We start from the raw sequence: 15098 nt of genomic DNA on the forward strand, positions 1-15098 counted from the left end.
ATTAACATTATGTCAATCCTTATTCTATTTATGTAAGTAATTCATCATAATAAAAAGGAGAAAGAATATGAAAAGAACAATCATGATTATTTGTCTGATTCTAAGTATGACATGGGTTTCAGCGTGTACTCCTGGAGTAGGAGAAGGTGAGAATGGTAGCTTCGTTCTACCAAATCAGTTGCCCAAAAATGTAGTGTTTAAAAATGGTACAATCTATACTTCAAATGGCAAGCAAGACATTGTAGAGGCTGTAGCCGTTAAAGAAGGGAAAATTACATTTGTTGGTTCAAACAAAGATGTAGAAGAATTTATAAATGAAGATACGAAAGTGGTGGATTTACAAGGACGTTTTATTCTCCCTGGTTTTGTGGACAATCATAATCATATATTTGAGGCGAAATCACCAGCAGCAGGGAATTGTAGTGTCTCATCAGATGCTTCGCTGCAAGAACAACGCTCGTATTTAAAGGCTTGTAAAAAAAATGTGAAAGATGGCGAATGGATAAGTGGAACAGGGTTTAGTTTGGAAGAGCTGTTAAAAGATATGGACGAAAAATCAGAACAACAAACGCCATTACAAGTTCTTGATGAGTTATTTCCTAATAACCCCGTATTAATTATGGAAAGAACCTCTCATTCTGTATGGGTTAACTCAAAAGCACTGGAGTTAGCTGGAATAAATAAAGATACGAAAGATCCGCAAGGCGGAAGAATTATTCGGGATCCAGAGACAGGAGAAGCTTTTGGGATTCTTTATGATACAGCAGGAGATATCGTGATGGAAAAAGCATGGAATTCTCAGCCCAATCTGTTTGAAAAAAATTATGAAGGTTTGCTGGACGGATTAGATGAGGTTGCGAAGAATGGTATTACAACAGTCGGTGATGGACGTCTTTATTGGAAGCGAGGCTGGTTAGACGTTTGGAATAAAGTACATGATGAAAAAAAATTAACAACGCGAGTAGTACTTCGCCCATGGGTATATCCAAATGTAAATGAAGCAGAACAAATGGAGTATTTCAAAAAAATTAAACGTGATGATTTGTCATCCCGCATGCTTATTAATCAAGTGAAAATGTATAGTGATGGAATTAGTATTAATAGTACAGCTAAAACGCTTGAAAAATATAAATTTGAGTGGTTTAAAGGAACCCCGTATGGTTTGAACTATATTCCAGAAGAAAAAATGAAATGGTGGTTAACTGAACTTAATAAACTTGGTTACGGTGCACTCATTCACACAATTGGAGATGGCGGGGTAAGAGAGAGTTTAAATGCAATTGAAGCAGCGAAAAAAGAAGGTGCGAATCAACCTTATACGCTTACGCACGTGGAAATGGTAGAAGATAGTGATATAAATCGTTTTGTTAAATTAGGTATTAGCGCTGATTTTCAAGTAGGTCATGATTTTGCGGAAGATCCTAAACAAAGCTGGGCGAGTACGTATTTTACAAATCAACAGATGAAACGAATTATGCCGTTAGAACGAATTTGGAAAACAGGAGCAAACGTATCACTTAGTAGTGATTGGGATGTAAATGAACTAAATCCACTTGTGACGATTTCAAATGCACTAAGCATTGATGAAAAGGGCTTGTCTGATGTATACGCAGCTATCGATGCTTATACAATTAAGCCAGCTAAAGCATTAGGTCTTGATAGTGTTACTGGTTCAATTGAAGTAGGTAAATCAGCCGATATGATATTACTAAATGAAGATATTACTAAAATGAGTACCGATAAGATTCCGAATGCGAAAGTTTTAGTGACGGTTTTACAAGGAGAAGTAGTGTATCACAAGGGAGAATAAAGAATCAGTTTATGAAGTAGTTAATATATTTCTGTTGACCTTAACACGATGTCAAAGTTTAGACTGAACTTACATTCGTAGAAGGGGTGAAAACGTATGAGAAATAGTTTATTTTATATGCCTGCTGAGTGGAAAAAACATGAGGGAACATGGCTCCAATGGCCTCATGATAAGGCTCATAGAGGTGAAGGTTATAGAGCTAAGTTAGATGATATTTGGGTAACGATGGCAAAGGAGCTTCATTACGGAGAGAATGTGCATATTGTTGTATTTGATGAGGAAGAAAAAGTGCATGTCCAATCGAAGTTAATGGAAGCAAACGTAAATATGGACAAAATTAGTTTTTTAGTTGAAGAAACGGATGATGTTTGGATAAGAGATAATGGACCGATCTTTGTAAAAGATAAGGAAGGCAATCTCTGCTTAACACACTGGATTTTTAATGGCTGGGGGGAGAAATATCCATATGAAAATGATGCTGTTATTCCGGAAAAAATAAGTGGAATGTATAGCATTCCAAAAGTTAAATCTAGTGTTTGTATAGAAGGTGGAGGAATAGAGATAAATGGAAATGGCACCTTAATGGCGGCAAAAACTTCTATTATAAATGAAAATCGAAATCCTACACTAAGTCAGGAAGAGATTGAAATAGAGTTAACGAAGTATTTGGGAGTAACGAATTTTATATGGATAACTGGTATTCGCGGAGAGGATAATTATGATGAAGATACAGATTACCATATTGATGGGGCAGCGCGTTTTGTAAATGAAAATACAATTCTTTATGAATATGATCCTTTCGGGGAAAGCGAATCATACCTTTTGGAGGCGTACGAAAAGCATTATCAAGAATTGAGACAAGCAAGAAATATAGATGGAAAGCCATTTCAGCTCATACCAGTACCGGTGACAAGAAAAGTGGTAAAAGAAGCAGACTGTAAGGGCTCATATTTGAACTTTTATATTGGAAATGAAGTTGTATTAGTTCCTATATATGGCGATGAACATGACAAGTTAGGGCTTCAAATCATTGAAGGGCAGTTTCCAGGAAGAAGAATTGTCGGTATTTATGTAAATGAACTGTTTGCGTATGGTGGCATGATTCACTGTGTGACGCAGCAACATTTAGCATAAAGTAACCGAAATGAAAAAAGCATGCAGAGTATATACTCTGCATGCTTTTTTATAATGCTGAAAACTCTTCAACAAGTTGGGTAAATCGATTCAATGCACTTTCAATCGGTTCTGGTGTAGTTAAATCAACACCAGCTTTTTTCAGTAGGTTTAATGGATAATCAGAGCTTCCGCCTTTAAGGAATTCGATATAATTTTTCTGAGCATTTGGGTCGCCGCTTAATAATTTATCAGCGATTTGGATTGCAGAGGCAAATCCAGTTGCGTATTTGTACACGTAAAATGGACGATAGAAGTGTGGAATTCTAGACCAGCCGTATTTTACTTCTTCGTCAAATACGAGAGAGTCACCATTATATTCTCTAAATAAGTTTTCGTAAACTTCGCTGAAGACTTGGGCATTTAATGGTTTACCTTGCTCGGCCATTTCATGTGTGATTTTTTCAAACTCAGCAAACATGATTTGTGTAAAGAAAGTACCTTTAAAGCTCTCAATAAAGTGGTTAATTAAATGATTACGCACGTTCGTTTCTTTTGCTTCTTTTAATAAATAGTGAATTAATAACACTTCATTTACTGTAGAAGCAACTTCTGCAACAAAGATAGTATAGTGTGCAGAAATCCTTGGCTGGTATCCGTGTGAGTAATGCGTATGCATACCGTGACCGCATTCATGAGTAAGAGTGAAAAGGCTATTTAAATCATCATGATGATTTAAAAGAATGAAAGGATGAACACCGTATACACCAAAGTTATAAGCGCCAGAACGTTTTCCAGGTGTTTCTCTCACGTCTATATAGCGTTTATCTTTAAAGCTTTTTAATGTTTCAATATATTCTTCACCTAAAGGAGCGAGTGACGCGATCATTATGTCAAACGCTTCGTCGTATGGAATGTCTTGTTTTACACCTTTTACTAAATCAACACTCAAGTCGTATTGTCTTAGTTCATCTACATTTAATTTTTCTTTTCTAAGTTCATTATATGTATGTAATGATTGAATGTTTTTTTTCGTCGTATCGATTAAATTTTCATATACTTCTTTCGGAACCATATCGCCAAATAATGATTTTTCTAAAGCTGATGGATATTTTCTTAGCTTTGAAACAGTAACATTATTTTTAATAGCAGCAGATAAAGTAGAAGCGATAGAGTTTTTTAACTGAACGTATGGTTTGTAATAAGCTTTATAGGCTTCTTTACGTTTCTCACGATTCTCATCTTCTATTAACTTTGCATACATGCCGCGCGTTAAATTTACTTTTTTTCCATCATCAGTAGTCACGTCACCAAATAGTATATCTGCATTATTTAACATGCCAAATGTATGCTGCGGAGAGGAAAGTGCTTCACCCATTTGTGATAAAATCGCTTCTTGGTCTTTATTCAATACGTGTTTTTTATAACGGTATAATTCAAATAAGTCTTCTTTATAATATTGTAAGCCTTCTGCTTCTTCTATGTAAGAATGTAATGTGTTTTCATCTACGCTAAGTAAGAATGGGGAAAAGAAAGATTTAGCCGCACTTACTTTCACATGTAATTGTGATACTTTATCGACAAGAGATTGAGCGGCAGTATCGCGCGTATCAAGATCAGATTGTAATCGTGCATAAGCGAACATTAAAGATATTATGCTAGAAATTTCTTCACTCTTTGTTAAATAAGCTAATAAGCTATTACCATCATAAATATTTCCATTAAACTCATGTAATTCTTTCGTTAATACTTCAATTTTATGAAAATCGCTTTCCCAATCTTCAATTGTATGATAAATGTCCGTTAAATCCCATTTCTCTTTATCATCTACTTGTAGTCGATCTTTAAGTTCAGTCATAATCATTTCCTTTCTAAATATGTAGTTATATTCCTATATAACTATGAAATACAACAAATTGCAAAAAATCCCTGCTGGAAAATGAAAAGCCTTGCTAAAATGGCAAGGCTTAAAAAATTATAATGTAATTCCGAATTTTGAATGTAAAAGATTTTTATATTGCGCATCTGTAACATTTTCTTTCGTTTTTTTACCGTTTTTCGCTATTGTCAGACTATCCTTTGTTAACGATGCATGCCCATCTTCAGTTAGTTTTACAATAAGAGGTACTTTATTAAATGGTGAGCCCTCATGTTCAACGATAATTTTTTGTGCTGCATTTGCTTTTTCTACATCCACTTCTTCTATATAAAATGCATAGCCTAACGTCCAATCATCAGCAGAAGATTGATCCAAAAACTCATTGTTTTTACGCATCTCTAAAATATAGTTTCCCTTTTCGGTCATTTCTTTACGAATACGATAATCTCCTGTGATAGAGTGAATGACTTCACCTGAGAAAGGGACAGGTGCAAGAGGTAAGTATGATCCGAATCCTACTTCAATTAAATAAAGTTCATTATGGTGTGTTAAAACAGTTGCGATATGACCAGAATCAACAGCCCATATAGAATTTGCAGTATTGTACACTGTTCCTGAAACGAGATGAACATCAAATCCAGCGTCTTTAAGGAAGTAGTACATAGTAGGATTAAGTTCATAACAAAGACCACCACGGTTGTTTACTAAAATTTTTTCTTTTAGATTTTCTTTTGATATTTTTATAAAGTTGTTTTCGAGAATATTTAAGTTTTCAAAAGGGACAGTTTGTGCCATTGCGTACATAATGTCAGATAAATTTTCAAATGAAACTTTGTCTTTTTCTTCTATATGTAATCGCGTGAAAAATTGTTTTTGAAAGTCGGTCATAGAAATCCCTCCGTTATGCTTTTATAGATAAATTGTAAACAATCTTGAATAAGATGTGAAATGAAAACTACGTGGAAGTATTTGTTGAATATGTGAAGTTAGACTAAAAAATAATATGGGAGAGTGAGAGATTGCTACTTTACTAATTGTAGAACGAATATTATAATAATTTCGACAAACTATGCAAACGTTTTCTTTGAAGGGGATGGTGTGAATATGTTAAAAAAAATAATAGTAGTCGGCTTGTCGGTTGTTTTGTTTTTACCTAGCATACATGGAGGAAGTAAAGTATATGCAGATACGGTTAACAATGGAACATTAATGCAGTATTTTGAGTGGTATGCTCCAAATGATGGTGATCATTGGAACCGCTTGCATTCGAATGCTGAAAATTTGGCTCAAAAAGGAATTACATCTGTTTGGATACCGCCTGCATATAAAGGAACTACGCAAAATGATGTAGGATATGGAGCGTATGATCTATATGATTTAGGTGAATTCAATCAAAAAGGAACGGTGCGGACGAAATATGGGACAAAAGCACAGTTGAAATCTGCAATTGAAGCTTTACATAAGCAAAACATCGATGTATATGGTGATGTAGTTATGAATCATAAAGGTGGAGCGGATTATACTGAAAATGTAACAGCTGTTGAGGTGGACCGTAATAATCGAAATATTGAGGTATCAGGTGATTATGAAATTAATGCATGGACGGGGTTTAACTTTCCCGGGCGTGGAGATACTTATTCTAATTTTAAATGGAAATGGTATCATTTTGACGGAACGGATTGGGATGAAGGGAGGAAATTAAATCGAATTTATAAATTTAGGGGGATAGGTAAAGCGTGGGACTGGGAAGTGTCTAGCGAGAATGGAAATTATGATTATTTGATGTATGCAGATCTTGATTTTGATCATCCAGATGTTGCGAATGAGATGAAAAATTGGGGGACGTGGTATGCGAATGAATTAAATTTAGATGGCTTTCGTTTAGATGCTGTTAAACATATTGATCATGAATATTTACGCGATTGGGTAAATCATGTCAGACAGCAAACGGGGAAAGAAATGTTTACGGTGGCTGAATATTGGCAAAATGATATCCGAACTTTAAATAATTATTTAGCGAAGGTCAATTATAATCAATCTGTATTTGATGCACCACTACATTACAACTTTCATTATGCTTCAAAAGGAAATGGGAATTATGATATGAGAAATATTTTAAATGGAACAGTAATGCAAAATCACCCTGCACTTGCAGTTACTCTCGTTGAGAATCATGATTCTCAGCCTGGGCAGTCATTGGAATCTGTAGTAAGTCCGTGGTTTAAACCGTTGGCATATGCATTTGTTTTAACTCGTGCAGAGGGCTATCCTTCAGTTTTCTATGGTGATTACTATGGGACAAACGGAAATAGTAGTTATGAAATACCAGCGTTAAAAGATAAAATTGATCCAATTTTGACGGCACGAAAAAACTTTGCATATGGTACGCAGCATGATTATTTAGACCATCCAGATGTAATTGGATGGACACGAGAAGGTGATGGTGTACATGCGGATTCCGGTCTAGCGACATTAATCTCAGATGGACCAGGAGGATCAAAGTGGATGGAGGTTGGAAAGAATAACGCAGGGGAAGTATGGTACGATATGACGGGTAATCAAACAAATACTGTAACAATTAATAAGGACGGATGGGGGCAGTTCCATGTAAGTGGAGGTTCAGTTTCGATATATGTTCAGAAGTGAGTTGGTGATAGAAAAGAAGAGGAAGACTGAAATATAAGTCTTCCTCTTCTTTTTATATTGTTATCATACCTAAATCTTTATTTTAATAAATGCACTAGTCGACTTTTGAAACAACAAGAGATGCGTTGGAATAAATAATGTCACCCGTGGCTTCTCTTATTCGTACTCGAAGAACATCTCCTTGGTTTAAAGGTAATAGATCAGTTCTGTCGGATGTAGCTCTTACCCCAGACCCACCACCAACTCGTGTTTCAATTGCGAATTGAATCGAATCGTTTATTGTAAGGTTTAATATACTAGACGAAATAGCTTGTATCGCAAATACGATTGAAAAGGATACAGAGTATACACCAGTGGTATTAATTGTAATGGAGTTGTCTACTGGGTTTAGAGTAGTTCCACTAACAGGTCCTGGAACGGTAAAATTAATATTTGTATTAACTACTACTGAAAAACCGATACCTATTTCAGAAGTTATTGCTCCAAATACGGGGAGGATCCCTAAACCGGTTGTACCAGTAGGTCCTGTAACTCCAGTGGGCCCAGTTATTCCAATTCCAGTAGGTCCTGTAATCCCAATGGGCCCAGTTATTCCAATTCCGGTAGGCCCTGTAAACCCAGTGGGTCCAGTTATTCCAATTCCAGTAAAACCTGTCGCACCGGTAGGTCCTGTGATTCCAGTAGGTCCGGTTGGGAATGTAAATGGTGGAATTGGTGGTAGTGTGGGGCCAATTAAATTTGGTTCAAGAGCAGGCCCATGTAAAATAATATATTGTTCGTTCATATAGTAACCCCCTATGATTGCTTGTCATAATTATTAAATGTATTAGGGAAAGTAAATGACATTCGCAATAGCGGAGGCGCTTATTTAATTTTTTCGCAGCGAAATTAAAGTTATTACTTTAAAGTTGGAGACGATAAAAGCCGTACTGTGATTGTTATAGAACTAAATATTAGTATGTTTTTAACGTGATTTTAATAGATGTTATATTTGCTTTACGATAAAATGTTTATAGTGTAAAATTACACTTTAAGTGTAAAGTGAAAACAAATGGGTGTTTTTACACTTGTGGTTATTAGGGCCTTCTAAAGCAAAATGATGAGTTTTTATTATTAATGTCAGAGAAGGCAAAGTGGTGTAGCAATTATTAGAAGAAGTTTTTTATATACATTGTAATTTCAAATCTATAAGGACATTTCTGTATAGGCAGTAGTAGCGAAAGGAGAGGCATTATGAAAAGAACAATAATGAAATATAGCATAATGTTTAGTTTATTACTATTAACATCATGTGATATAACGGATGAAGAACTTGAACAAAAAGCACAAAGTTATACAAAATCGGAGTATGGTATTTCTGTTAAACTAAACCAAGTTGAAACACTGGATAACGGAAAGGATTTCCTTGGTCCAAAGTGGCGGATAGTTTCTGTACAGCAAGTCGATGAACCGTATTTGCAATTTCAACTTTCTTTCGAGGGACAAATCTCTCCAAAAGTAAATAATGATAACTATAAAATAAAAAAAGAAGCGAATGATTTACAAGAAAGATTCAATACATATTATGAAAAAAAAGAGAATAATACTATCCTTATTTTCGCTCAAATACAGGCGGGGGATACTGTTTTCGATAAGAATGCCGAGAAAGAAATAGCGAAGAAAAATTTGAAGCAGTATTATACGGCAGTTTTTAGAAGTAATACTGTTTTAGATGTAAACAATCCTGTACATATGGAAACATTAGCGGAGGCCGCAAGAAGTATGAAGGAATTTAATAAAATGATTGAAAATAGTAAGAGTAGTGTGGAAGATATAACGATTCAGCTGCCAGACGTTAATAAGGATGTATTAAAAAATATTGCAGTAGATTATATATTAACGGCTGAAGATGCGAAAAAGACCCTTGAGAAAAAGGCTGACTATATGAAAGTTTTACAGTCTACGAAGTGAAAAAAGGAACCTTCCTCAGGTGTGAAAGGCAATAGTCTGACACCTTTACTTCTTGCAAAACATATAGTATGATGATTTCAGTAAATTAGATTTCAATGACTATAATATAAATTAATGAGAGGTGCTTTTTGTGAGTGCGGTAGGTACTAAATAGGAAAAATTTAATGAAATAAATCGGATAAGACCAGGGGATTTTTATGTACATCATACCCCTAATTTTGTCATGGATTTATTTCGAAACCTATGAAGATACCTACAATACTTTATAAAGCGTGTAATAAGGGGATTGCCATCTGTTTTTTATGGCTTATTTCCTCATATGTTATTACACATGCCTTGTAAATGTAAAAGCTGCGGTATCCCCGCAGCTTTTTTGTATATTTTTTTAATGTATAAAAATGGTAAATGAATAATGTAGAACTCATTGGAATCTAATGAGTAGGTATCTTCATTTATGATAAAAATCAATCATAGTGAGGAGAAACAAAATGAATACGATGACTTTTGAAAAGTTACAATATAACGAATTAAAGGAAATAGTGAAATCATATTGTGTAAGTGGATTAGGTAAGGAATTATTAAATAAATTAGAGCCGAGTACGAGTATAAAAGTAGTGAGGAATCGCTTGAATGAAACGACAGAAGCACGAGCTATAGTAGATGCAGAAGGGCATGTTCCTTTCTTCGGCATTTCAAATATTGCTAGTACAATTCAAAAATTAGAAAAAGGGATGATTTTAGATCCTGAAGAGTTAGTAAGTGTTTCAGACTTTTTACGTGGCTGTAGAAAGATTAAAAAGTTTATGTTAGATAAAGAATTTTTTGCGCCAGTATTAGCTTCTTATGCGAATTCAATGACTGAATATAAAAGTATTGAAGAGGAAATCAACTTTTCTATTAAAGGTAATAGTATTGATGCAGCTGCGAGTAAAGAATTAAAACGAATTCGCAATAACATTGATTCGGTAGACGGAAAAATAAAAGAGCGCTTAACCAAGTTTTTAAATAGTAGTACAAATAAGAAATATATTCAGGAATTCTTTATTAGTAAAAAGGATGATCGCTATACGATTCCAATTAAATCTTCTTATAAAAATCAAGTTGCGGGAAGTATAGTTGAAGCATCCGCTAAAGGTTCTACTGTATTTATAGAACCGCATACGGTTACAAAGTTAAATGCGGAACTCGCAAGTTTGAAAGCAGAAGAAGTGATGGAAGAGTATCAAATTTTAGCAACTTTATCAGGAATGGTAGTAGAAAACATTTATCATATAAAAATTAATATGGAATTGATTAGTCAATATGATATGGTATTTGCGAAAGCGAAGTTTAGTAAATCAATCGATGGAATAGAGCCGAAATTAAATGATCATGGCTATATTCATTTAGTGAATTGTAAGCATCCGCTTTTAAATGGGAAAGTAGTACCATTAAACTTTGAAATCGGTCAAAACTACCGAAGTTTAATTATTACAGGACCAAATGCGGGCGGGAAAACAATTGTGCTAAAAACAATCGGATTGTTAACATTAGCGACAATGTCAGGCCTTCATATCGCTGGAGATAAAGAAACGGAAATTGCTATTTTCGAAAATGTATTTGTAGACATTGGTGATAATCAAAGTATCGAAAATGCACTAAGTACATTTTCATCTCATATGAAAAATCTTTCTGAAATCATGAGGATGTCAAATAATAATACATTACTGTTATTTGACGAAATAGGAAGCGGTACAGAACCGAATGAAGGTGCGGCGCTTGCGATATCTATTTTAGAAGAATTTTACCTTGCGGGATGTATTACAATTGCGAGTACGCATTACGGTGAAATCAAACGCTTTTCAGAAATGCACGATGATTTTATGAACGCAGCAATGCAATTTAATAGTGAAACACTAGAGCCACTTTATAAATTAGTGATCGGTAAATCAGGTGAAAGTAATGCACTTTGGATTGCGAATAAAATGAATGTGAGAGAACATGTACTGCAAAGAGCGAAAGAGTATATGGGAAATAAAGAATACGCTATAGAAAAAGTGAATGAAAGTAAGATTAGAAAACCGAAAATGGTGCAAGAAAAAAGAGAAAACCATTATGAGTACAAAATCGGTGATCGTGTAAATTTATTAGATTATGATGATTTTGGTATCATCTATAAGGAAATAGATAATTTCTATAACGTCGTTGTATATTATAACGGTGAATTTGTTGAAGTGAATGTAAAACGTATTACGTTAGAGGTAGCAGCAAAAGAATTATACCCAGAGGGATATGATTTAAATACACTATTTGTTGATTATAAAGAAAGAAAAATGCAACACGATATTGAGCGCGGATCGAAAAAAGCGCTTCGTAAAATTGAAAAAGAAATAAGAAAGAATAGAGGATAATATAGAATGGTAACGATTAGACAAGAACAAAAAAATGATTATAGTAAGACAGAAGAAGTTGTAAAACAAGCATTTTTAAATGAAGAATTTAGTGATAAAACAGAACATGAACTTGTAAAACGTATTAGAAAATGTGATGCATTTATTCCAGAATTATCATTAGTTGCGGTTGATGAGGGAATAGTGGGGCACATTTTGTTATCAAAAATTTCAATAGAACAGGATGGAACTTCTGTAGAATCATTAGCACTTGCACCAGTATCAGTTGCTAGGGGCCATCAGAAAAAAGGAATTGGCGGAAAGCTTATTGGAGCTGCGTTAGAAAAAGCGAAAGAACTTGGACACGGATCAGTTGTAGTATTAGGACATCCAGAGTACTATCCGAAATTCGGATTTAAAAAAACAAGTGATTGGAATATAAAAGCACCATTTGAAGTGCCAGATGAAGTGTTTATGGTGATGGAGCTAAGAGAGAATGCTCTTCAAGGTGTAGAAGGAGTTGTACAATATTCGAGTGCTTTTGCTGAGTAGGAGTATCGATTAAGAAATGTAATCATAAAAGATGCTATCTTTTTGTAGGGATATACAGAAAGATAGCTTTTTTTATTAAGGAAATTCACTTACGTATATTTTGCTCAATGAATAATTGAGATGGTAAAATTGATATAGAAATGTAAAGGGAGAGAATAGGATGAAGAAGCGAGAAACAGATAGCAATGAGAATGTAGTTACGTTATATGTTACAAGACACGGTAAAACAATATTAAATACGAATCATCGTGCGCAAGGTTGGGCAGATTCTCCATTAGTAGAAAAAGGTGTGGAAGTTGCCTCTAATTTAGGAACGGGATTAAAAGATGTTCATTTTATGCAAGCGTATAGTAGTGATAGCGGTCGAGCGATTGAAACTGCTAATTTAGTATTAAAGTATAGTGAACAATCAAAATTGAAACTTGAGCAAAGGAAAAATTTACGAGAATTAAATTTTGGTATTTTTGAAGGTGAAAAACTTGAAAATATGTGGGATGTGGTTGGAAAAGCTGCGGGCGTTGCATCACCAGAAGAACTCATGAAGTTTTCTATTCAAGAAGTGATTAACCTGATTAGAGCAGCAGACCCTACGAAACAGGCGGAAGATTGGGAGTTATTTTCTACTCGTATAAAAGCAGAGATTGATAAAATTAGTGAAGAAGCTGTTGGAAATGGTGGCGGTAACGTATTAGTTGTCGTTCATGGGCTTTTAATTACTACCTTAATAGAACTGTTAGATAGTAGCAAAACAAAGCTTGGAGTGGAAAATGCTAGTGTGACGAAGATTGTATATCAAGATGGGAAGTACACAGTCGAGTCGGTTGGAGATATGAGCTATGTTGCAAAAGGGAAAGAAAGTGTGGAAATATAATTATATCTCAAATAGAAATAAGAAAAAGAAGCTAGAAAGATCTTAACGAGATCTTTTTAGGGTGAGTTTTACTCAAAATAACAAATAAGATCGTATGCCTTTTCGCATAAGCGGAAGGGTCTTTTTTTATTGATTTAAATCATTTTCCGTTGAGTTTGTACCAAAAACAGTACCACTTTCAACATAAAGTAAGAGTGTACAATGATTTATGTTACAGTTGATTAGAATAGGTGTATAAAATCTTGGTTGAGTAGTTATGTAAAGAGACTCGCAACTGTTTCAGATAGATTTTCAAAATGGGGGGAAATAATGGATTTTCAAGATTTGATGGAATTTAAAGGGTATATATATTTAAACAAATTGTTTGAACCTGAAGAAAATTCACTGAGGGTACTTATTGATAGGTGTAAAGTTAACAAAACTAAGGGACTCGCGAAAATTACAGATGAGGTTGAAATAGAAGCATCATCCATTGATGTTGATGACAATCTGCCAATTGTGCAATTGGATTTTGAATCGTATGTTGCTTACTCCGTTATTAATGAATCGTTTACTGTAATGGATGACTACGAAATTTCAGAAGGTAGAATTTTTAGAGTTTACTCAAAATCAAGATATTTGGATTTTGTTAAAGCAGGAACAATTGCTGAATTTATATTTCCTGAAGAGCAGTTCGTTCATTATCAAATTCCTTGTTTGAACCATATCATCGACATTATTTCATATGATGAGCCGAAAATTACTGGAATGAAAAGAAACTAATAAAATTCCATACTAAAAGAGCATCGGAATCGATGCTCTTTTAGTATACTTACCTTTCCTTTTTAAAGTGGACAGATTACGGAATTAATAAAATCTTCCCTGTACTTTTTCTGCTCTCTAATAGTTCATGTGCAAGAGCACCATCTTGTAAAGCGAATGTAGTTGGACTCGCGATATTTAATTCTCCTGCAGTGATCCAATCAAATAATTGGGTAGAGCGTTGCTTGCGTTCTTCATACGTAGTAAGAACGTTCCAAAGGTCTCCGCCAGTTAAAGTTTTTGAAGTATCCATAAGCATACGTGGATCTACAGGCGTTGGATTACCGCCAGCCATTCCGTAAAATACGACAGTACCACCAACTTTAGTCGCTTTAAAGCTTTCTTCTAATGTAGAACCTACGGATTCATACACAACATTTACGCCAGCGCCATTAGTCATTTCAAGTACATTCGTATGCCATGCTTCAGTATATAAAAATACGTGATCAGCACCAGCTAACGTGGCTATCTGTGCTTTTTCTTTTGATGACGTAAGACCGATTACTTTTCCGCCTTGTCGTTTAATCATTTGGATGAGAAGCTGACCAACACCACCAGCTGCGGCATGTACTAAAGCTATATCACCCTGTTTTATTTGATAGCTATCTTTCGTTAAATAATGTGCTGTTAATCCTTGTAATAAGACAGAAGCGGCTGTTTCAAAAGAAATAGAATCTGGAAGTGTAATTGCTTTTTCAGATGGAACGGCAACTAATTCTGCATTTGAGAATGGAACGTCAGCAAATGCAATGTGGTCCCCGGGATTGATAGTGGTAACGTTAGCTCCTACTTTTTCAACAATACCAGCGCCTTCATAACCTAATATATAAGGAGGGTTACCAGCGAGATGATAATCGCCGCGGCGTCTATAAATATCAGCGAAATTTAAACCGATTGCTTGCATGCGAACAAGAATTTCATTTGGATTTATGATTGGATCATTTATTTCTTTATATTGTAGTACATCTGGACTTCCAAATTGTTCGAAACAAAGTGCCTTCATATGGAATACCTCCATTTTTATTGTTTGTCGATGCTCTTTATCATACAATACAAATATCAATAGACAAAGAGGATTATTTCGATGAAATCAATCGGAAATATCGA

The 15098-nt window shown here is 34.7% G+C and carries 12 protein-coding genes; 8 read left to right on the forward strand and 4 right to left on the reverse strand.

Annotated features, from left to right (window positions below):
- Positions 1 to 67 precede the first annotated feature (67 nt).
- Positions 68 to 1810: an amidohydrolase gene (locus MRBLBA3_RS15835; RefSeq protein WP_363382142.1), complete on the forward strand. Its 1743-nt coding sequence runs from the start codon at positions 68 to 70 to the stop codon at positions 1808 to 1810.
- Between the two features lie 96 nt (positions 1811 to 1906).
- A complete protein-coding gene (locus MRBLBA3_RS15840) occupies positions 1907 to 2944 on the forward strand; it encodes an agmatine deiminase family protein (RefSeq protein ID WP_001246149.1) in 1038 nt (345 codons plus the stop codon).
- Positions 2945 to 2993: 49 nt separating this feature from the next.
- Here the strand turns inward: MRBLBA3_RS15840 and pepF are convergent, their stop codons facing one another.
- Positions 2994 to 4781 carry an oligoendopeptidase F gene (pepF, locus tag MRBLBA3_RS15845; protein WP_363382145.1) on the reverse strand — a complete coding sequence of 596 codons (1788 nt, stop codon included), beginning with the start codon at positions 4779 to 4781 and terminating at the stop codon, positions 2994 to 2996.
- Between the two features lie 117 nt (positions 4782 to 4898).
- Complete coding sequence (locus MRBLBA3_RS15850; RefSeq protein ID WP_363382147.1) at positions 4899 to 5690, reverse strand: arylamine N-acetyltransferase family protein; 792 nt, start codon at positions 5688 to 5690, stop codon at positions 4899 to 4901.
- A gap of 216 nt (positions 5691 to 5906) precedes the next feature.
- On the opposite strand from MRBLBA3_RS15850, the gene amyS reads away from it, so the two are divergent.
- Positions 5907 to 7448 (forward strand): alpha-amylase, encoded by a 1542-nt coding sequence (gene amyS / locus MRBLBA3_RS15855; RefSeq protein ID WP_363382149.1) that lies wholly within the window; start codon positions 5907 to 5909, stop codon positions 7446 to 7448.
- Positions 7449 to 7542: 94 nt separating this feature from the next.
- Here the strand turns inward: amyS and betA are convergent, their stop codons facing one another.
- On the reverse strand, positions 7543 to 8232 hold the full coding sequence (betA, locus tag MRBLBA3_RS15860) for a collagen-like exosporium glycoprotein BetA (protein ID WP_363382152.1): 690 nt from the start codon (positions 8230 to 8232) through the stop codon (positions 7543 to 7545).
- A gap of 449 nt (positions 8233 to 8681) precedes the next feature.
- Between betA and MRBLBA3_RS15865 the strand changes: the two genes are divergently transcribed.
- The 5 genes from MRBLBA3_RS15865 to MRBLBA3_RS15885 all read left to right on the forward strand — a co-directional run bounded on the left by MRBLBA3_RS15865 (position 8682) and on the right by MRBLBA3_RS15885 (position 13952).
- Entirely contained in the window at positions 8682 to 9398 is a 717-nt protein-coding gene (locus MRBLBA3_RS15865; RefSeq protein ID WP_097809848.1) for a hypothetical protein, read from the forward strand.
- A 488-nt stretch (positions 9399 to 9886) separates the two neighbouring features.
- Positions 9887 to 11788 (forward strand): endonuclease MutS2, encoded by a 1902-nt coding sequence (locus tag MRBLBA3_RS15870; RefSeq protein ID WP_363382155.1) that lies wholly within the window; start codon positions 9887 to 9889, stop codon positions 11786 to 11788.
- Positions 11789 to 11794: 6 nt separating this feature from the next.
- Positions 11795 to 12319, forward strand: coding sequence for a GNAT family N-acetyltransferase (locus tag MRBLBA3_RS15875; RefSeq protein WP_363382157.1), 525 nt, complete (start codon positions 11795 to 11797; stop codon positions 12317 to 12319).
- A 160-nt stretch (positions 12320 to 12479) separates the two neighbouring features.
- Positions 12480 to 13190 (forward strand): histidine phosphatase family protein, encoded by a 711-nt coding sequence (locus MRBLBA3_RS15880; protein WP_000745510.1) that lies wholly within the window; start codon positions 12480 to 12482, stop codon positions 13188 to 13190.
- Between the two features lie 309 nt (positions 13191 to 13499).
- Positions 13500 to 13952, forward strand: a complete 453-nt coding sequence (locus MRBLBA3_RS15885; protein WP_097809851.1) for a hypothetical protein — start codon at positions 13500 to 13502, stop codon at positions 13950 to 13952.
- Positions 13953 to 14028: 76 nt separating this feature from the next.
- Here the strand turns inward: MRBLBA3_RS15885 and MRBLBA3_RS15890 are convergent, their stop codons facing one another.
- Positions 14029 to 14994, reverse strand: coding sequence for a quinone oxidoreductase family protein (locus MRBLBA3_RS15890; protein WP_363382162.1), 966 nt, complete (start codon positions 14992 to 14994; stop codon positions 14029 to 14031).
- Positions 14995 to 15098 lie beyond the last annotated feature (104 nt).

Origin of the sequence: Bacillus sp. LBA3-1-1.1 (assembly GCF_040676495.1) — a bacterium.
Taxonomy (GTDB): domain Bacteria; phylum Bacillota; class Bacilli; order Bacillales; family Bacillaceae_G; genus Bacillus_A; species Bacillus_A nitratireducens.